The sequence below is a fragment of the Candidatus Accumulibacter sp. ACC012 genome, assembly GCF_907163155.1.
GTDB classification, from domain to species: Bacteria; Pseudomonadota; Gammaproteobacteria; order Burkholderiales; family Rhodocyclaceae; genus Accumulibacter; species Accumulibacter delftensis.
In genome coordinates this window covers 150,632-169,670 of sequence record NZ_CAJQUC010000018.1, presented here as the reverse complement: position 1 = coordinate 169,670, position 19,039 = coordinate 150,632, and the positions used below count along the sequence as shown (strand labels likewise).

Sequence of the window (19,039 nt, the reverse complement as noted above, 5' to 3'; positions counted from 1 at the left end):
CCCCGGCGCCCACGAATCAGCCGACACTACCGATCTCGATCTGCCCACCAGCGCCGCGGCCACTGCTTCGGCCACTCCCAGCGCTCCGGCGCGGCCGCCTGCTGTGAAGCGCCCTGTCACCGCCAGAAAAACGCCAGTGCAGGCGTCGGCGGTCGAGCCTGCCGCGGCGCCAGAGGCGCAGCCAGCTGGCGGCAGGAAAGGCGCCGCGACGGGTGCTGAGCCAAAGGCAAAGGGCTGCCAAGCCCGTGGGAACGGTCGAGATGCTCGAAAAAGTGGCCAAGCAGAAAGGCGACAAGCTGGTCAGCTACTCGGTGAAGTTGTTGAAGAGTGAGGAAGCAGCGATCGACGCCTTGCGCGATGAGCTGTCCAGGGTTGCCGGTTGGGCGGCGACCAAGTCTGATATTCTGCGCGCTGGCGGTGCAGGTCTTCGCGGAGCAGAAGTTGGAGCAAATGCAGGCCTTGCTCGGCTCGCTGGCCATCGCTGTGGATGCCAAGACGGCGAAAAAGCCAAGAGAAAGACAAGAAGAAAAAGAAGCGCTGACAGTCAGGCGTGGGTCTTGAAAAAGGCGGTGAGGCTCACCGCCTTTTTGTGCGTGCTGTTGTCTGCGCCTGGGGCGGCGGAGTGGCTGCGTGGTGGCCAGGCGGTAGGTTTCATGAATGAGTGGCAGGACGATGATGGAACGTTTCGTAGTCGGGAAAGAGGAAAAGCGTCGGCGTTTGGCTCAACGTTGGCTGGGGCTTGCTGTTCAGCGGGGCGATGGTCATCGCCATCACCGTCGGGCACGAACAGGATCCACAACGCTATAGCAGCTTTCTGTGGTGGTCGGTGGTCTGGATTTTCGGTGCGGCAAATCTTGGCAATTTATTGTTTTTGTGCGTTATTTGCGTACTGTCGACGATCACTGTATTGAGTTGGCACCTGGCAAGTTGCGCTTTCTGAGTGCCGGGAACTGGTCGGAGCTGGAGTTCGACGCAGGTTTCTGCGTTGCGTTTGTTCCGCAGCCGCGGGAAACTGCGGCACATCCAGTTGCTGCTCAAGAATCGTCGGGCATCCGCCTCCGATGTGTATCGATCTGACCTCCTGGTGGCCAGTGTTTGCAGGACCCGCAGCCTGACTGCCCGGGCAAGCTGATGTCCTAACGGTCGGCGGGTTAAAACTCGGTCGTTGCAGGCGCTGCAGTGTCGGCCGGCAGGCTTCGCTGTCGCTTGGCTCTGACGGCTGTGGCTTCTTTGCAGCGTGCGGCCCGGTTGAGCCAACGATCTCGCGTCCCACGGCCCTTGTCAATGTCTGTTTTCCCGCATTTTCGGCGTCTTCTGGTGGGCTGATTCGAACGGGCTGCGGAAATTGGTGCGAGATTCTTCGCACAATAAATCCTCTTTTTTCGCCCCGCCGCGCCGGCAAGTGGCGCTCTTTTTTCGTCCCGGTATCGTGCTGTCGCCATGCGCCGCCGCCGCTTAGTGACACACCGCTCCTTCGCATCTGCGGCTTGTATGGGCCGCTTGCATGTCATCCGTGCCGCCGTACTGTGGCTGTGCGCGCTTGTCTGTCGCTAAGACGCCCGACTTGCTCCGTTTGAATCAAAAAAGGTTTGAAAATTACTTGTACTTCTTCCGAACGGCCCCTGACACTGCCGCTTTTTGAGTATTTTAAGGACTGCCAAGTTGCCCAAAGTTCAGAGTTCAGAGTTTCAGAGTCAGAGTTCAGAGTTCAGAGTTCATAGTTCTAGGCGCGGAGAGGCGCTTCATCGGGGGCAGGGGTAGCTGTTTTTCGCTGTGCTCCCGAAAACTCGTGGAGCTGCTCGGTAGTGGTTTTGTTTCGTCTTATTTTCACAACCACACCGGATGACAAATGTTATCCACCAACCCGATTGCAGCTTTGTTCGGTAAGTCGCCGTTCAAGCCAATGCAGCAACACATGCGCATCGTCTGCGAGTGCGTGGCAGAAGTGCCTGGCCTGTTCAAAGCCGTAATTGCGCAGGACGCGGCGCAGGTCGAAGCGCAGAAAGACAAGATCTTCGTCAAGGAGGGTGAGGCAGACGCGCTGAAGAACGACCTTCGCGACCACATGTTTGCCGAAGAGTCGATGCTTTTGGCGACTTGAACCGTCGCGACCTGCTGGTCATTGCTGGCGATGCTGGTTTTCGATTGACCGAACCCGTGCTCAGGATACTCCTTGGCCCTTCTGGTCGAGACGCAATCATGAGTATTTTCCGCCGACATGGCCGATGCGCCTTAATGCTTTCGTGAATCGCGTTGCCGTCCGAACTCTGCGAGCAACGCGCACAAGCCATTACCTAGAGGTCCTCTCTCTTGGACGGACCTCCTGGGTGCTCGCTCCTTGGGGTTTTCCGGGGGGGGCGGCGGGAAACACAGTGACGCTCGGACCGGGTCAACGCGATGGTCCTCGAACTGGGCCAGATGGAAAGCGATACCGACCTGATGGGATTGCGCTCAGCGCTGTTCTTTTCGCTCAGGAAGACAATCAAACCGGTGTCGGTGATGTTCTGTACCAGCTGATCCAGTGGGTTGGCAATCTCGCTGACAACGCCGAGAAGGTCGGTGACCGCCTCCGTCTGCTGATCGCTCGCTGACCATAGAAGGTCGAGCGCGTGCGCAAGCCACTCAGTCAGACCAGCCTTCCCGATGCGGGGATTCAGGGCGCGTGGTCAACTGGCAAACTCTACAGTTAAGGTTATTCAATGGAAATTATTGAGCAGCATCAGACTATCTTCTTAATCATGGCCTTCGGTTTCGGCCTCTACATGACCTGGGGTATCGGCGCCAACGACGTCGCCAACGCCATGGGCACCTCGTCGGTTTCCGGCGCCCTGACCGTCAAGCAGGCAATCATCATCGCCGCGATCATGGAGTTCGCCGGCGCCTATCTGGCCGGGGGCGGTGTCGCGTCGACGATTTCGAAGGGGATCATCGATGGCAAGGCCTTCGAGCCGGTGCCGGAATTGCTGGTCATGGGCATGTTGTCCGCGCTGCTGGCCGCTGGTATCTGGTTGATGCTTGGCCACATGCGTGGATGGCCGGTGTCCACCACGCATACCATCATCGGTGCCGTCGTCGGCGTTGGTGTCGGCGGCAATTGGCACGGACGCCGTCAATGGAGCAAACTCGGCGAGATCGTCGCCAGCTGGTTCGTTTCCCCGGTGCTCGGCGGCTTTTTCGCCTTGCTGCTGACGCTCAGCATCCGCAAGCTGATTCTCAACACCGAAGACCCGATCGGCCAGGCGCGCAAGTGGGGACCGTTCTATGCATTCCTGGTTGGCTGGCTGGTGTCGCTGGTGACCATCACCAAAGGCCTCAAGCACATCAAGATCAATCTCAGTGACGTCGAGGGGCAGATCCTCGCGGTGATCATCGGGGTTGTCCTGGCCGGCGTCGCCAGGTACATGATGAACCGCATCAAGACCGACGAACGTGCGGACAAGGACTTCCACTACGCCAGCGTCGAGAACTGTTCATTCCGCTGATGGTGTTCACCGGCGCGGCCATGGCCTTTGCGCACGGGTCTATGACGTTGCCAACGGCATCGGCCCGATGGCCGCCGTGATTCAGCTGATCGAGACCAAGGCGGTATCGGCGAAGTCAGCGGTGACGCCCTTCATGCTGTTCATCGGTGGTATCGGCATCGTCGTCGGTCTGGCGACTTACGGCTACAAGGTCATGGCCACCATCGGCAACAAGATTACCGAACTGACGCCGACTCGCGGTTACTGCGCGACCATCGCCGCTTCGTTCGTGGTCGTGCTGGCTTCGGGTCTTGGCTTGCCGGTGTCGACCACCCATATCGCGGTGGGTGCCGTGATGGGAGTGGGCCTGGCGCGTGGAATTGGCGCCCTCGACCTGCGCGTCATCGGCGGCATCATTCTCTCGTGGTTCATCACCGTGCCCGTCGGGGCGATCCTGGCGGCGCTCATTTTCTACGTCATGAGGGCCATTTTCGTCTAGCCTAACGACGAAACACTCCCGGCGGCGCTCCCTTCCTTTTGGGGCGCCGCCTGTTCGTTTTTCGTCCTGGATACTTGTCTCTTTCCACTCCTGATCCTTGCCTTTCGAGCGCTGATTGATGCCGGATCTGCCTATACAGCCCGTAGAGTCCTTGCAGCACTTCAAGGGAGTCGCTTTCCCCAGCGATGTCCGTTTTCGCCAGATCCTGGTGACCGGCCCTCCCGGCGCCGGCAAGAGCACCATGATCCGCCGTCTCGGCGGTTGGTCCGAGGAAGGCTACCTCGACATCAGCCGCAAGTACTGGTGGCGCTCCGAACTGCTTTCCATCCGGCCGCGCGAGATTCATCTGGGGCTGCCGATGCTCGGACTGGCCGACGCGGTTGTCGGTCTACGATGCTGCGTTTCTCGACTGCGATCCCTTGCCGACGGTCGACCTGGCGCGCATCGCACTGCCGCCCCGGCAACTCTTCTTCCTCTCCGTCGACTGGTATCGACGCTATATTTTTGATTTTCTGCTGCCTCCGGCAGAGCTGGTTTTTCAGCGCCGCAGCGAACGCGCACGGCACAGTACGCATCCGGTAGACGCTCGGCTCAGCCTGCAGATCTGTACGGCACAGATCGAAGCCTTCCGCCAGGTGGCCGAGTACCTGCACCGCAAGGGCTTCAACGTCTACGTACGCGAGGCGCTGGAAAGCGCGCCGCAACGGTTTGTCGATCCCTCGGGAGTTCCCGCCGCGGCAAGTCCCAGGCGTCGACGCTTCACCTTGGCGAACCTGCTGGCCCGCCTGAAGGCAGCCTCGGCGCGATTGGGCTTCGGCGTCGGCCGTCACCTCCGCTTGCGCGGTGCCTATCGCCTGGGAGACAGCAAAGTCCGCGTGACGCTCGACGGTCTGCCCATCGAAATCACCCTGGGTCTGGATGACAAACGCCTTCGACTCTACCCCGAGACGCGCATCAACCACTTGGGCGAGGCGATCAAGGTCGGCAGTTTCGTCCTTGTCGACCCCGCCACCCACTTCCGCCAGATTGGTGGGTTTCTGCGTTTGAGCCCCAAGAACTGGCTGGTCCTCGGTTCCGACGACCGCATCCAGCAAGCAATCTTCGACTACCCGGAACCTGTTGATGGGCATCATCTGGCCTTGATCCACGGCCGCGACGGTTTGGTATTCCGCAACCTCAGCGACGCCGGTACGACCATCGCGCCGATCGTCGAGCAGCCGCAAGTGGTCCGCCTGAAGCGCTTGCGGCGGCTGCGCAAGCGTAGCCGGTTGCTGGACCAGGGTATCCCGATAGCGCCGATGCTCGACAAAGCCAGGGCGCTGCGCATGAACAGGTTGCAGCGCTTGCGCACGATCTTCGGCGGGCCGATCACCCTGGTGCCTCGGGACGAGGCGCTGGACCTCATCAATGAGGTCAATCGGCTGATGCACAACGAGGTCTATCGGGCCAGGGACGATAGAGGCTTGCCTGGCGGATTGCTCGTGCTGCCGCGCGGCTTGATTCCGATTGTGATCGCCGACATGCATGCGCAGATCGATAACCTGCTCACTGTCTTGACCCAGAACGCGTTCCTGGAAGCGCTGGAGGATGGAACTGGCGCCCTGGTGATTCTCGGCGATGCCGTGCATTGCGAGGTCGACGGTCAGCTGCGGGCGATGGAAAGCTCGATGATCCTGATGGACCTCATCTTTCGCCTCAAGCTGCGTTTTCCGGAGCAGGTGTTCTACGTCCGCGGCAACCATGATTCGTTTTCAGAGGAACTGGCCAAGGATGGGGTTCCGCAAGGCCTGCTGTGGGCCAGGGAGCTGAGCGAACTGCGCGGCGCGGTCTATCAAAGGGCCATGGGCGACTTTTACCGCCTGTTGCCCTACGTGGTCATGTCCCCGGATTTTTTCGCCTGCCATGCCGCTGCGCCAAAGAGCAAGGTCAGCAAAAGAATCCTGGTGCAGCTCTACCAGCGACCCGAACTCATCCTCGAACTGATCAACAACCGTTTGCAAAAGGCCAGTCGACCGCAAGGCTACAGCCGGCGCGATGTCAAGCGCTTCAGAAAAAACCTGAACCTTGACCGGGAGACTCCCTTCATCGTCGGCCACACGCCAATGGACCGTGAGGACACCCTGTGGCTGAATGTCGATGGTATTGACAATCACCATGTACTCTTCAGTGCCAACCCCCAACAGGTCGGCGTGTTCACCCTCGTCGGGGAGGTCATGGTGCCATTGACCTATCCGGTGGACGAATTGACCCCGATCCTGAACGCCATGGCATTCAGGAAGGCCGCCGAAACGACCGAGGCCAATGAGGCCAACGATGCCAACGATGCCAAGGTCGCGCCTGACGGCTCAGATCAGGAAGCAGCAGTAAAGCCGCAAGCCGTTGCCAAACGATGGCGGCGCGGTACCTAGTGTAGCGTTGCATTCTTGATGAGACTTTCGGCAAGCATCTCCCACCCTCCGTCATTGCGAGGAGGCGAAGCCGACGCGGCAATCCAGAGGTTTTGCTTTTTGCGTGCTCACGATGTCAATGCGACGGAAAATAGTGAGAGGTTGGAACTGGATTGCCACGTCGGCTGCGCCTCCTCGCAATGACGTTGGGGCTGCTGGTAGCGCCGCATTCACCATTCACCATTCACCATTCACGACGAGGCTTTCAGCAAGCCTGACAGGGGCGAGAAGCCCACGCGGTAGCCAGAATTTATAGGTTCCAGGCTGCGTGCAACACTACACTGCTAGTCAGTGGTGTAGAGCCGCCTCTCTGGCTGGCCATGCGTGCCGCGAAGGGCTAAGGCGATTTCTGTCAAATGCCTGGCATCTTGCTTGTCTTTTCGCCCGTCTTCCGTGTTGCGACAAGCGTTACATAGTTCGACTATGCGCCTGTTGTCGCGCCTTGAAGTCGACCGAAAATCCGGCGCAATCTGGTACGTTCTTTTCCGGCAATCGCCTAATCGTTTGTCAACTACCCGTCCGGGCCCACAGAATCAGCGGAGTCAAACTTGGAACATCGCCTTGCCGAGCTGGAAGTACGGCTAAACCTTACCGAAGAGCTGGTCGAGGCGCTGAACCTGACTGTCTATCGACAGCAGCAGCAGATCGATCTCTTGCAGCAGCAGTTGCGCCACCTTTACCGGCAAATACAGGAGGCTCCGCCTGCTGTCGAGAAGCGCGGTGCGGACCAGGAAATCCCGCCGCACTACTGATTGAAAGCTGCTCTTCCGGCTTGCCAGCAGGTGTCCGAGGCTTGCCTGTCCCGTTTTTTGAGGGCCGAGAAGGCCTTGCCAGAACTTGCTGCTGCCGTTCTATCCCTACCCGAGCGCTGCTGTGCCCGTGAGATGGCCGGTTTCTTGTTGATTCGTGTCAACCGCACTTCGACGCAAGCGTTATGCGCTGCATGGACAGGAAGCAAGAACGAACCTTCTACAGGAGAGAGAACAAAATGGGCAGCGTAAGCAACGAGTCTTTTGACCAGTTCCTGGATTCACTGAAAGAGGCTGGGGTTGAAATCAGCAACGAGCGTGAGTTGCGTGAGCGCCTCGCAGAAGCCCAGCGCTGGCGTTTCGCGTTCGCTACGCTGGCTGCCAATGGCCGCCAATTGGGGATTCGCTTTCAGGACGCCAGCAGCAGCGGCGTCAACGACGCCGACATCCACAACGCCTTCGCCCGCTTCGAGTTCCCGGCAAATCTGGAAACCTCCTTTGCCGCCAGCCTTCGGGCAGAGCACTAGCCGCCCGTTCTTGCCACGCTCAAGCCCGTGCTGGCCGTCTACCGAGCGCTGAGCAAGGCTGGTGTGAGGACGAAAGAAAGACCCGCTTCGGCGGACTTTTTTTTTCTTGGCGGCTATTCGCACAGCCGACACTGAGAGGCTGCGCAAGCAGCCCTGAAACATGAACGCTGCCGCCCCGTATTTCCAAGGCCCGGCGGTGCGTCGCAAGAAAAAACCTTCGCGCAAGGGGGGGCTAAACCGCCGCGCGGACTTCTGGCAGGATAGGTGGAGCGTAATCAATCGGCGCTGCAGCCGGAGGTTTTGCGATGCTTGCAACGAGTGCGGGGGAATGGGTGCACTGTGGTCGCGTGTTCAGCGCTACGCAGATTGCCGAGCTCTGCGCGACGGTCGCGTGGCTGCCGGGATTGGCACGCAAGGAGTTGGCAGCGACGGTTTGCGAACACCTGGTGTGGTCCCCCTGACGGGGACGGCGAAGATCAGCGCCTGCCTGGAGTTCCTGGCCGGTTTGCAGGCGGCCGGGCTCACCTCACCTCGGCACAGGCTGGATTTGATGCTGATTTCCCATACCGTCACGGCACTGCCCCGATCGCGCTGGCGGGAGCGAGGATCGCTTCGCCGGGATGATCGGTGCTGGCCCACGAGGCGACGTGGGTGTCGAGCAGCCGCCTCAAGATTCGGGCACCTGCAGAAATAGCCGAGCCACCTCGTCATTACTGGTTTTCGATGTTCTCTGGAACGTCGCAAGCCCCCTTGGCGACGCCGATGCGTCGCTCGGGCGGTTGCTCGGCGATCGGAACCCGGTGCGCAGCCGGCCGGCCGTTCCTGGCAATGGCCATCTCGTGTTCCTTCCCCTGTTCTATCGCTTCCACCAGGCGCCCGCCTAGGCTCACGATATCGCCCCCGATTTCTGCCACTCGATCAGCCTGCCAGACGGCTGGTCGATTGCGGTCTATTCCCGAATGCGGAGATCGCCAGCGAGGGCTCCTGATGTGTCGATGGCATTCACTCAGGGTCGAAGTCTGCGATGTCGATTTTCACCCACCGGATTCCCGCGCGCGGTATCGTGACCTTCCTGCGCAGAACAGGTGACAAGGCACAGCCATGGAAAACCAGACCTCAGCCAACGACGACTACGACACCCCGTGGAAAGACGCGATCACGCGCTACTTCCCCGAGTTCATGGCCTTCTACTTCCCGTCGGCGCACGCCGAGATCGACTGGCAGCAAGCGCACGTCTTCCTCGACCAGGAGCTCGCCCAGATCGTCCAGGACGCCGAACTCGGCAAACGCCTGGTGGACCGTCTGGTGCAGGTGGCGACGCGGGACGGAGGCGAACAATGGGTCTACATCCACGTCGAAGTCCAGGGCCAGCGCGACGCCAATTTTCCCGAGCGCCTGTTCACCTATAATTACCGCCTCTATGATCGCTATCGTCGCCCGGTCGCCAGTCTCGCGGTGCTCGCGGACGAAGGCGAAGACTGGAAACCCACCCACTTCGGCTACCAGCTATTTGGCTGTGAAGTCGGCATCCGCTTCCCGACGGTCAAGATTCTTGACTACGCCGACCAGGCCGAAGCCCTCCTGGCTGATCCCAACCCCTTCGCCCTGGTCACCGCGGCGCACCTGTTCACCCGCCAGACAAAAGGTGACCCCGAGCAACGCTATGCGGCAAAATGGCGCTTGGCCAAGCTACTCTACGAACGGAAGTGGGACAAACAGCGCATCATTGACCTGTTCAGCGTCATCGACTGGTTGATGCGCCTGCCGACTGAACTGGAAAAGCGGCTGATGCACGAGGTCTACACATTGGAAAGGAAGGTCACCATGCCCTACGTTACCTCTGCCGAACGCTTCGGCATCGAAAAAGGATTGTTGCAAGGTCGGCAGGAAGGCCGGCAGGAAGGTCGGCAGGAAGGTCGGCAGGAAGGTCGGCAGGAAGGTCGGCAGGAAGGTCGGCAGGAAGGGGAGTCTGCCCTCCTGCAGAGCCAACTCGCCCGACGCTTCGGCACTTTGCCGGATGCCGTCCGCGCCCGACTGGCCGGCGCCACAGTTGAGCAGCTCGAAAGCTGGGCGCTCAGGATTTTTGACGCCAAATCGCTGGACGAAGTCTTCGATCGGGACTGAGCGGCGAATTCCTGCCACATTGCCGGGCTTGGCGCACGGGCAAGGGCACTGGCCAATGGTAATGGCCCTCGCGATGGCGGTGACGCAGCGGGGTGATTGCAGTTGGCGTCGCCACTACAAACATAGCGTTTCCCAGCCCCCTTCGCCGTCATTGCGAGGAGGCGAAGCCGACGCGGCAATCCAGGGGTTTGGCTTTTCGCGTTGTCAAGAGGCCAATGCGGCGGCAAATAGTGAGAGGATGGAACTGGATTGCCGCGTCGGCTGCGCCTCCTCGCAATGACCAACTTGCCACGTCACAGCGCCTCCTCGCAATGACCAACGTCGTCGCCCTGGTCACCGCGGCGCACCTGTTCAACCGCCAGACAAAAGGTGACCCCGAGCAACGCTATGCGGCAAAATGGCGCTTGGCCAAGCTGCTCTACGAACGGAAGTGGGACAAACAGCGCATCGTTGACCTATTCAGCGTCATCGACTGGCTGATGCGCCTGCCGACCGAACTGGAAAAGCGGCTGATGCACGAGGTCTACACATTGGAAAGGAAGGTCACCATGCCCTACGTTACCTCTGCCGAACGCTTCGGCATCGAAAAAGGATTGTTGCAAGGTCGGCAGGAAGGTCGGCAGGAAGGTCGGCAGGAAGGTCGGCAGGAAGGGGAGTCTGCCCTCCTGCAGAGCCAACTCGCCCGACGCTTCGGCACTTTGCCGGATGCCGTCCGCGCCCGACTGGCCGGCGCCACAGTTGAGCAGCTCGAAAGCTGGGCGCTCAAGATTCTTGACGCCAAATCGCTGGACGAAGTCTTCGATCGGGACTGAGCGGCAAATTCCTGCCACATTGCCGGGCTTGGCGCACGGGCACGGGCACTGGCCAATGGCCAATGGCCAATGCCAATGGCCCTCGCGATGGCGGTGACGCAGCGGGGTGATTGCAGCTGGCGTCGCCACTACGAACGTCGTAGCGTTCCCCAGCTCCCTTCGCCGTCATTGCGAGGAGGCGCAGCCGACGTGGCAATCCAGAGGTTTGGCTTTTCGCGTCGTCAATAGGCCAATGCGGCGGCAAATAGTGAGAGGATGGAACTGGATTGCCGCGTCGGCTGCGCCTCCTCGCAATGACGTACGTGCCGGCTGATGTGGCGCCGCATTCCCCGCATTCCCCGCATTCCCTGCATTTCCCTTATTCGCCATTCCCGACGAGGCGCTTAGCAAGCCTGGCAGTGGCGCGAAACCCCTCGCCGTGGCCGGGATTCATAAGTCCCTACTGCGTGCAAGCCTACCCCGGGTACCCCTTCCTTGGACGGCCGCGTCGCGACGCCCGCGGCTGTGCCGATGAGGGCGTGAAGTCGCCGCCAGATCAGACGCAAACAACCGCGTCCCCGTAGCGAGCGACCCTGCTGTCGTGAGTGAGCAGGCGCATGCCTTCGCTCAGCGCTTGCGCCACCAGCAGCCGGTCAAAGGGGTCCTGGTGGTGCCCGGGAAGCTCCTCCACTGCCGCTGCATGTTCCGGCTCGACGGCAAGCAGTCGGTATCCCGCCTGGCGAAAGTGCTCCAGAGCACGCTTTCCGGAAACCGGCATGTCACCTCGGCCCAGACTCGATTTGATGCTGATTTCCCATACCGTCACGGCGCTGACCCAGATCGTGCTGGCGGGAGCGAGGATCAATTCTCTGGCTTTCGCCGACAAGCCTGGATGATCGGTGATGGCCCACAAGGCGACGTGGGTGTCGAGCAGCAGCCTCAAGATCCGTGCCGCCCCAGAAACAAACGAGCGACGTCTTCATTGCTGCCGTCGATGCTATCGGGAACCTCGAAAGCCCCCTTGGCGACGCCGATGCGTCGCTCGGGCGCTTGCTCCGCGATCGGCACCAGGCGTGCAGCGGGCCGGCCGTTCCGGGCAATGACGATCTCGCGTTCCTTCCCCTGTTCGATCGCTTCCACCAGGCGTGACAAGTTGGACTTCGCCTCGAGCATATTCACGGTTTGCATCGTCGCCTCCAATGTACGATTCGGTTAGTCTGGTCTGGCCAGAGTGCTATCTTACTCCGGCTGACGACGGGAGACCTGCTCGCATGCGTGCCACTGACTGTGCCGGCCAGGCGCAGTTGCGCGAGCACGGGGACAGCAAAGCCCGTCGCAAGCTCGCCAGCTCTCGCCACCCGCCGGCCCTTGAGCAACTCCCCGCCGCCCCCGCCGCCCCCGCCGTCATTGCGAGGAGGCGCAGCCGACGCGGCAATCCAGTTCCATCGCTGGGAGCGCCAGCGCATCCTCGACCTCTTTGCCGTGCTCGACTGGATGATGCGCCTGCCGGAAGGCCTGGAAGATAAGCTGTGGCAAGATATCGAACAAATTGAAGGAGAGCGCAAAATGCCCTACGTCACCAGCGTCGAACGCCGTGCCACCGAACGCGGCATCCAGCAAGGCATCCAGCAAGGCATCCAGCAAGGCGAAGAAAAGGTGCTCGAACGGCTACTTACCCGCCGCTTCGGCCCCCTCAGCGAAGCTACCCGGCAGCGGCTCAGGAGCGCCACGCTGGAACAGCTTGAACGCTGGACCGACAACATCCTGGATGCCGCCACCCTGGAAAACGTCTTCAAAGACTGATCATTTTCTTGTGCAATGGGTAACCCCCGCTCGTCCTCGCGGCGATGTAAGAGCACGACTCATCGGGCGATGACGAGCTATCGTGTTGTCGAAGCGCCCGCGATCAGCCAGCCGCCTATCGTCCGATAAATCGGGCTCCTGCATGTTGGCAGGCGCGCTGCCGAACGCCGAGCACCACCGCCGGCGCCCACCAAGGTGCGGATCTTTCCCGGCAACGCACCATCACCCGATCACGCGCACTGAGATAGATGTCACGGCGCATCCCAACGCCTCCGCTCGTGACTACCCACAAGCTGACAGTCAGTATCCAGATCCAAACAAAGCCCCTCCACTGCAGCCCGACGAAATCTACAACCTCGCCGCGCAAAGTCACGTTGCCGTAGTGTGTAGTGCTGCATTCCTGATGCGACTGTCCGCCAGCAGCTCCGCCCACCGTCATTGCGAGGAGGCGCAGCCGACGCGGCAATCCAGAGGTTTGGCTTTTCGCGTTGTCAAGAACCCGATGCGGCGGGAAATAGTGAGAGGATTGAACGGGATTGCCATGTCGGCTGCGCCTCTTCGCAATGGCATGCGAACTGGTGTGGCGCCGAATTCCCCATTCCCCATTCCCGACGAGTCGATTTTCACCCACCGGCTTCCCGCGCGCGGTATCGTGATCTTCCTGCGCGGAACAGGTGACAAGGCACAGCCATGGAAAACCAGACTTCAGCCAACGACGACTACGACACCCCGTGGAAAGACGCGATCACGCGCTACTTCCCCGAGTTCATGGCCTTCTACTTCCCGTCGGCGCACGCCGAGATCGACTGGCAGCAAGCGCACGTCTTCCTCGACCAGGAACTCGCCCAGATCGTCCAGGACGCCGAACTCGGCAAACGCCTGGTGGACCGCCTGGTGCAGGTGGCGACGCGGGACGGAGGCGAACAATGGGTCTACATCCACGTCGAAGTCCAGGGCCAGCGCGACGCCAATTTTCCCGAACGCCTGTTCACCTATAATTACCGCCTCTATGATCGCTATCGTCGCCCGGTCGCCAGTCTCGCGGTGCTCGCGGACGAAGGCGAAGACTGGAAACCCACCCACTTCGGCTACCAGCTATTTGGCTGTGAAGTCGGCATCCGCTTCCCGACGGTCAAGATTCTCGACTACGCCGACCAGGCCGAAGCCCTCCTGACTGATCCCAACCCCTTCGCCCTGGTCACCGCGGCGCACCTTTTCACCCGCCAGACAAAAGGTGACCCCGAGCAACGCTATGCGGCAAAATGGCGCTTGGCCAAGCTACTCTACGAACGGAAGTGGGACAAACAGCGCATCATTGACCTGTTCAGCGTCATCGACTGGTTGATGCGCCTGCCGACTGAACTGGAAAAGCGGCTGATGCACGAGGTCTACACATTGGAAAGGAAGGTCACCATGCCCTACGTTACCTCTGCCGAACGCTTCGGCATCGAAAAAGGATTGTTGCAAGGTCGGCAGGAAGGTCGGCAGGAAGGGGAGGCTACCCTCTTGCAGAGCCTGCTCGCCCGACGCTTCGGCACTTTGCCGGATGCCGTCCGCGCTCGACTGGCCGGCGCCACAGTTGAGCAGCTCGAAAGCTGGGCGCTCAAGATTCTTGACGCCAAATCGCTGGACGAAGTCTTCGATCGGGACTGAGTGGCAAATTCCTGCCACATTGCCGGGCTTGGCGCACGGGCAAGGGCACTGGCCAATGGCCCTCGCGATGGCGGTGACGCAGCGGGGTGATTGCAGCTGGCGTCGCCACTACGAACGCCGTAGCGTTCCCCAGCTCCCTTCGCCGTCATTGCGAGGAGGCGAAGCCGACGTGGCAATCCAGAGGTTTGGCTTTTCGCGTCGTCAATAGGCCAATGCGGCGGCAAATAGTGAGAGGATGGAACTGGATTGCCGCGTCGGCTGCGCCTCCTCGCAATGACCAACTTGCCACGTTGGCTGCGCCTCCTCGCAATGACCAACGTCGTCGCCCTGGTCACCGCGGCGCACCTGTTCGCCCGCCAGAAAAATGGTGACCCGGACCAACGCTAGGCCGCCAAATGACGCTTGGCCAAGCTACTCTACGAACGGAAGTGGGACAAACAGCGCATCATTGACCTGTTCAGCGTCATCGACTGGTTGATGCGCCTGCCGACCGAACTGGAAAAGCGGCTGATGCACGAGGTCTACACATTGGAAAGAAAGGTCACCATGCCCTACGTTACCTCTGCCGAACGCTTCGGCATCGAAAAAGGATTGTTGCAAGGTCGGCAGGAAGGTCGGCAGGAAGGTCGGCAGGAAGGTCGGCAGGAAGGCCGGCAGGAAGGCCGGCAGGAAGGGGAGGCTACCCTCTTGCAGAGCCTGCTCGCCCGACGCTTCGGCACTTTGCCGGATGCCGTCCGCGATCGACTGGCCGGCGCCACAGTTGAGCAGCTCGAAAGCTGGGCGCTCAAGATTCTTGACGCCAAATCGCTGGACGAAGTCTTCGATCGGGACTGAGCGGCAAATTCCTGCCACATTGCCGGGCTTGGCGCACGGGCACGGGCACTGGCCAATGGCCAATGGCCAATGCCAATGGCCCTCGCGATGGTGGTGACGCAGTGGGGTGATTGCAGTTGGCGTCGCCACTACGAACGTCGTAGCGTTCCCCAGCTCCCTTCGCCGTCATTGCGAGGAGGCGAAGCCGACGCGGCAATCCAGAGGTTTGGCTTTTCGCGTCGTCAATAGGCCAATGCGGCGGCAAATAGTGAGAGGATGGAACTGGATTGCCGCGTCGGCTGCGCCTCCTCGCAATGACGTACGTGCCGCGTCGGCTGCGCCTCCTCGCAATGACGTACGTGCCGCGTCGGCCGCCTCCTCGCAATGACCAACTTGCCGCGTCGGCCGCCTCCTCGCAATGACCAACTTGCCGCGTCGGCCGCCTCCTCGCAATGACCAACTTGCCGCGTCGGCCGCCTCCTCGCAATGACCAACTTGCCGCGTCGGTCGCCTCCTCGCAATGACCAACGTCGTCGCCCTGGTCACCGCGGCGCACCTGTTCGCCCGCCAGAAAAATGGTGACCCGGACCAACGCTAGGCCGCCAAATGACGCTTGGCCAAGCTGCTCTACGAACGGAAGTGGGACAAACAGCGCATCATTGACCTGTTCAGCGTCATCGACTGGTTGATGCGCCTGCCGACCGAACTGGAAAAGCGGCTGATGCACGAGGTCTACACATTGGAAAGGAAGGTCACCATGCCCTACGTTACCTCTGCCGAACGCTTCGGCATCGAAAAAGGATTGTTGCAAGGTCGGCAGGAAGGTCGGCAGGAAGGTCGGCAGGAAGGTCGGCAGGAAGGGGAGGCTACCCTCTTGCAGAGCCTGCTCGCCCGACGCTTCGGCACTTTGCCGGATGCCGTCCGCGATCGACTGGCCGGCGCCACAGTTGAGCAGCTCGAAAGCTGGGCGCTCAAGATTCTTGACGCCAAATCGCTGGACGAAGTCTTCGATCGGGACTGAGCGGCAAATTCCTGCCACATTGCCGGGCTTGGCGCACGGGCAAGGGCACTGGCCAATGGCCCTCGCGATGGCGGTGACTCAGCGGGGTGATTGCAGCTGGCGTCGCCACTACGAACGCCGTAGCGTTCCCCAGCTCCCTTCGCCGTCATGGCGAGGAGGCGAAGCCGACGTGGCAATCCAGAGGTTTGGCTTTTCGCGTCGTCAATAGGCCAATGCGGCGGCAAATAGTGAGAGGATGGAACTGGATTGCCGCGTCGGCTGCGCCTCCTCGCAATGACGTACGTGCCGCGTCGGCCGCCTCCTCGCAATGACCAACGTCGTCGCCCTGGTCACCGCGGCGCACCTGTTCCCCCGCCAGAAAAATGGTGACCCGGACCAACGCTAGGCCGCCAAATGACGCTTGGCCAAGCTACTCTACGAACGGAAGTGGGACAAACAGCGCATCATTGACCTGTTCAGCGTCATCGACTGGTTGATGCGCCTGCCGACCGAACTGGAAAAGCGGCTGATGCACGAGGTCTACACATTGGAAAGGAAGGTCACCATGCCCTACGTTACGTCTGCCGAACGCTTCGGCATCGAAAAAGGATTGTTGCAAGGTCGGCAGGAAGGTCGGCAGGAAGGTCGGCAGGAAGGTCGGCAGGAAGGGGAGTCTGCCCTCCTGCAGAGCCAACTCGCCCGACGCTTCGGCACTTTGCCGGATGCCGTCCGCGCCCGACTGGCCGGCGCCACAGTTGAGCAGCTCGAAAGCTGGGCGCTCAAGATTCTTGACGCCAAATCGCTGGACGAAGTCTTCGATCGGGACTGAGCGGCAAATTCCTGCCACATTGCCGGGCTTGGCGCACGGGCACGGGCACTGGCCAATGGTAATGGCCCTCGCGATGGCGGTGACGCAGCGGGGTGATTGCAGCTGGCGTCGCCACTACGAACATAGCGTTTCCCAGCCCCCTTCGAAGTCATTGCGAGGAGGCGCAGCCGACGCGGCAATCCAGGGGTTTGGCTTTTCGCGTTGTCAATAGGCCAATGCGGCGGCAAATAGTGAGAGGATGGAACTGGATTGCCGCGTCGGCTGCGCCTCCTCGCAATGACGTACGTGCCGGCTGATGTGGCGCCGCATTCCCCGCATTCCCCGCATTCCCCGCATTCCCCGCATTTCCCTTATTCGCCATTCCCGACGAGGCGCTTAGCAAGCCTGGCAGTGGCGCGAAACCCCTCGCCGTGGCCGGGATTCATAAGTCCCTACTGCGTGCAAGCCTACCCCGGGTACCCCTCCCTCGGACGGCCGCGTCGCGACGCCCGCGGCTGTGCCGATGAGGGCGTGAAGTCGCCGCCAGATCAGACGCAAACAACCGCGTCCCCGTAGCGAGCGACCCTGCTGTCGTGAGTGAGCAGGCGCATGCCTTCGCTCAGCGCTTGCGCCACCAGCAGCCGGTCAAAGGGGTCCTGGTGGTGCCCGGGAAGCTCCTCCACTGCCGCTGCATGTTCCGGCTCGACGGCAAGCAGTCGGTATCCCGCCTGGCGAAAGTGCTCCAGAGCACGCTTTCCGGAAACCGGCATGTCACCTCGGCCCAGACTCGATTTGATGCTGATTTCCCATACCGTCACGGCGCTGACCCAGATCGTGCTGTCGGGAGCGAGGATCAATTCTCTGGCTTTCGCCGACAAGCCTGGATGATCGGTGATGGCCCACAAGGCGACGTGGGTGTCGAGCAGCAGCCTCAAGATCCGTGCCGCCCCAGAAACAAACGAGCGACCTCTTCATTGCTGCCGTCGATGCTATCGGGAACATCGAAAGCCCCCTTGGCGACGCCGATGCGTCGCTCGGGCGCTTGCTCCGCGATCGGCACCAGGCGTGCAGCGGGCCGGCCGTTCCGGGCAATGACGATCTCGCGTTCCTTCCCCTGTTCGATCGCTTCCACCAGGCGTGACAAGTTGGACTTCGCCTCGAGCATATTCACGGTTTGCATCGTCGCCTCCACTATACGATTCGGTTAGTCTGGTCTGGCCAGAGTGCTATCTTACTCCGGCTGACGACGGGAGACCTGCTCGCATGCGTGCCACTGACTGTGCCGGCTAGGCGCAGTTGCGCGAGCACGTGGACAGCAAAGCCCGTCACAAGCTCGCCAGCTTTCGCCACCCGCCGGCCCTCGAGCAACTCCCCACCGTCCCCGCTGCCCCCACCGCAGCCCCCGCCGTCATTGCGAGGAGGCGCAGCCGACGCGGCAATCCAGTTCCAGGGCTGGGAGCGCCAGCGCATCCTCGACCTCTTTGCCGTGCTCGACTGGATGATGCGCCTGCCGGAAGGCCTGGAAGATAAGCTGTGGCAAGATATCGAACAAATTGAAGGAGAGCGCAAAATGCCCTACGTCACCAGCGTCGAACGCCGTGCCACCGAACGCGGCATCCAGCAAGGCATCCAGCAAGGCATCCAGCAAGGCGAAGAAAAGGTGCTCGAACGGCTACTTACCCGCCGCTTCGGCCCCCTCAGCGAAGCTACCCGGCAGCGGCTCAGGAGCGCCACGCTGGAACAGCTTGAACGCTGGACCGACAACATCCTGGATGCCGCCACCCTGGAAAACGTCTTCAAAGACTGATCATTTTCTTGTGCAATGGGTAACCCCCGCTCGTCCTCGCGGCGATGTAAGAGCACGACTCATCGGGCGATGACGAGCTATCGTGTTGTCGAAGCGCCCGCGATCAGCCAGCCGCCTATCGTCCGATAAACCGGGCTCCTGCATGTTGGCAGGCGCGCTGCCGAACGCCGAGGACCACCGCCGGCGCCCACCAAGGTGCGGATCTTTCCCGGCAACGCACCATCACCCGATCACGCGCACTGAGATAGATGTCACGGCGCATCCCAACGCCTCCGCTCGTGACTACCCACAAGCTGACAGTCAGTATCCAGATCCAAACAAAGCCCCTCCACTGCAGCCCGACGAAATCTACAACCTCGCCGCGCAAAGTCACCTTGCCGTAGTGTGTAGTGCTGCATTCCTGATGCGACTGTCCGCCAGCAGCTCCGCCCACCGTCATTGCGAGGAGGCGCAGCCGACGCGGCAATCCAGAGGTTTGGCTTTTCGCGTTGTCAAGAACCCGATGCGGCGGGAAATAGTGAGAGGATTGAACGGGATTGCCATGTCGGCTGCGCCTC

General features: G+C 61.1%; 22 protein-coding genes and 1 pseudogene. 18 read left to right on the top strand and 5 right to left on the bottom strand.

All coding sequences use genetic code 11. The features are described 5' to 3' along the window. Positions 1-260 precede the first annotated feature (260 nt). The 9 genes from QZ648_RS17980 (at position 261) to QZ648_RS17945 (ending at position 8,144) form a co-directional block, all read left to right on the top strand. Positions 261-911, top strand: coding sequence for a hypothetical protein (locus QZ648_RS17980; protein WP_291997869.1), 651 nt, complete (start codon positions 261-263; stop codon positions 909-911). 938 nt (positions 912-1,849) lie between these two features. Further along, on the top strand, positions 1,850-2,101 hold the full coding sequence (locus QZ648_RS17975) for a DUF47 family protein (RefSeq protein ID WP_291997868.1): 252 nt from the start codon (positions 1,850-1,852) through the stop codon (positions 2,099-2,101). Between the two features lie 598 nt (positions 2,102-2,699). Further along, complete coding sequence (locus QZ648_RS25120) at positions 2,700-3,482, top strand: inorganic phosphate transporter (protein ID WP_366144181.1); 783 nt, start codon at positions 2,700-2,702, stop codon at positions 3,480-3,482. 67 nt (positions 3,483-3,549) lie between these two features. Continuing rightward, positions 3,550-3,960, top strand: coding sequence for an inorganic phosphate transporter (locus tag QZ648_RS25115; protein ID WP_366144180.1), 411 nt, complete (start codon positions 3,550-3,552; stop codon positions 3,958-3,960). 118 nt (positions 3,961-4,078) lie between these two features. Next, complete coding sequence (locus tag QZ648_RS17965) at positions 4,079-4,468, top strand: hypothetical protein (RefSeq protein WP_291997867.1); 390 nt, start codon at positions 4,079-4,081, stop codon at positions 4,466-4,468. Positions 4,469-5,258: 790 nt separating this feature from the next. Continuing rightward, positions 5,259-6,368, top strand: a complete 1,110-nt coding sequence (locus tag QZ648_RS17960) for a metallophosphoesterase (RefSeq protein WP_366144183.1) — start codon at positions 5,259-5,261, stop codon at positions 6,366-6,368. Positions 6,369-6,955: 587 nt separating this feature from the next. Further along, a complete protein-coding gene (locus QZ648_RS17955) occupies positions 6,956-7,159 on the top strand; it encodes a SlyX family protein (protein ID WP_169067475.1) in 204 nt (67 codons plus the stop codon). A gap of 236 nt (positions 7,160-7,395) precedes the next feature. Next, entirely contained in the window at positions 7,396-7,683 is a 288-nt protein-coding gene (locus QZ648_RS17950; protein ID WP_169067476.1) for a hypothetical protein, read from the top strand. A 305-nt stretch (positions 7,684-7,988) separates the two neighbouring features. After that, on the top strand, positions 7,989-8,144 hold the full coding sequence (locus tag QZ648_RS17945) for a hypothetical protein (protein ID WP_291997625.1): 156 nt from the start codon (positions 7,989-7,991) through the stop codon (positions 8,142-8,144). Positions 8,145-8,350: 206 nt separating this feature from the next. On the opposite strand, the pseudogene QZ648_RS17940 reads toward QZ648_RS17945, so the two are convergent. Beyond that, a pseudogene (locus QZ648_RS17940) lies at positions 8,351-8,597 on the bottom strand (prevent-host-death protein). Positions 8,598-8,784: 187 nt separating this feature from the next. Here QZ648_RS17940 and QZ648_RS17935 point away from each other — a divergent pair. Together QZ648_RS17935 and QZ648_RS17930 are read left to right on the top strand one after the other, a co-directional pair. Then, positions 8,785-9,807 carry a DUF4351 domain-containing protein gene (locus QZ648_RS17935; protein ID WP_291997626.1) on the top strand — a complete coding sequence of 341 codons (1,023 nt, stop codon included), beginning with the start codon at positions 8,785-8,787 and terminating at the stop codon, positions 9,805-9,807. Positions 9,808-10,118: 311 nt separating this feature from the next. Beyond that, complete coding sequence (locus tag QZ648_RS17930; protein WP_291997627.1) at positions 10,119-10,619, top strand: DUF4351 domain-containing protein; 501 nt, start codon at positions 10,119-10,121, stop codon at positions 10,617-10,619. A gap of 535 nt (positions 10,620-11,154) precedes the next feature. Here QZ648_RS17930 and QZ648_RS17925 read toward each other — a convergent pair. Continuing rightward, entirely contained in the window at positions 11,155-11,541 is a 387-nt protein-coding gene (locus QZ648_RS17925; RefSeq protein WP_291997628.1) for a type II toxin-antitoxin system VapC family toxin, read from the bottom strand. After that, positions 11,538-11,786 (bottom strand): type II toxin-antitoxin system prevent-host-death family antitoxin, encoded by a 249-nt coding sequence (locus QZ648_RS17920; protein ID WP_291997866.1) that lies wholly within the window; start codon positions 11,784-11,786, stop codon positions 11,538-11,540. The genes QZ648_RS17925 and QZ648_RS17920 overlap by 4 nt, the downstream gene beginning before the upstream one ends. 294 nt (positions 11,787-12,080) lie before the next feature. Between QZ648_RS17920 and QZ648_RS17915 the strand changes: the two genes are divergently transcribed. From QZ648_RS17915 to QZ648_RS17890, 6 genes are all read left to right on the top strand, one after another. After that, positions 12,081-12,401 (top strand): DUF4351 domain-containing protein, encoded by a 321-nt coding sequence (locus QZ648_RS17915; RefSeq protein ID WP_291997629.1) that lies wholly within the window; start codon positions 12,081-12,083, stop codon positions 12,399-12,401. Positions 12,402-13,091: 690 nt separating this feature from the next. After that, a complete protein-coding gene (locus QZ648_RS17910; protein ID WP_291997865.1) occupies positions 13,092-14,054 on the top strand; it encodes a DUF4351 domain-containing protein in 963 nt (320 codons plus the stop codon). 246 nt (positions 14,055-14,300) lie between these two features. Continuing rightward, complete coding sequence (locus QZ648_RS17905; protein ID WP_291997630.1) at positions 14,301-14,441, top strand: hypothetical protein; 141 nt, start codon at positions 14,301-14,303, stop codon at positions 14,439-14,441. Positions 14,442-14,456: 15 nt separating this feature from the next. Then, entirely contained in the window at positions 14,457-14,888 is a 432-nt protein-coding gene (locus QZ648_RS17900; protein ID WP_291997631.1) for a DUF4351 domain-containing protein, read from the top strand. 592 nt (positions 14,889-15,480) lie between these two features. Then, positions 15,481-15,888, top strand: a complete 408-nt coding sequence (locus QZ648_RS17895; RefSeq protein WP_291997864.1) for a DUF4351 domain-containing protein — start codon at positions 15,481-15,483, stop codon at positions 15,886-15,888. 400 nt (positions 15,889-16,288) lie between these two features. Continuing rightward, positions 16,289-16,696: a DUF4351 domain-containing protein gene (locus tag QZ648_RS17890; protein WP_291997863.1), complete on the top strand. Its 408-nt coding sequence runs from the start codon at positions 16,289-16,291 to the stop codon at positions 16,694-16,696. Positions 16,697-17,223: 527 nt separating this feature from the next. On the opposite strand, the gene QZ648_RS17885 is transcribed toward QZ648_RS17890, so the two are convergent. Both QZ648_RS17885 and QZ648_RS17880 read right to left on the bottom strand, forming a co-directional pair. Further along, complete coding sequence (locus QZ648_RS17885; RefSeq protein WP_291997862.1) at positions 17,224-17,610, bottom strand: type II toxin-antitoxin system VapC family toxin; 387 nt, start codon at positions 17,608-17,610, stop codon at positions 17,224-17,226. Further along, complete coding sequence (locus QZ648_RS17880; RefSeq protein WP_291997861.1) at positions 17,607-17,855, bottom strand: type II toxin-antitoxin system prevent-host-death family antitoxin; 249 nt, start codon at positions 17,853-17,855, stop codon at positions 17,607-17,609. Before QZ648_RS17880 ends, QZ648_RS17885 begins: the two co-directional genes overlap by 4 nt. Before the next feature lie 231 nt (positions 17,856-18,086). Between QZ648_RS17880 and QZ648_RS17875 the strand changes: the two genes are divergently transcribed. Next, positions 18,087-18,482, top strand: coding sequence for a DUF4351 domain-containing protein (locus QZ648_RS17875; protein ID WP_291997860.1), 396 nt, complete (start codon positions 18,087-18,089; stop codon positions 18,480-18,482). Positions 18,483-19,039 lie beyond the last annotated feature (557 nt).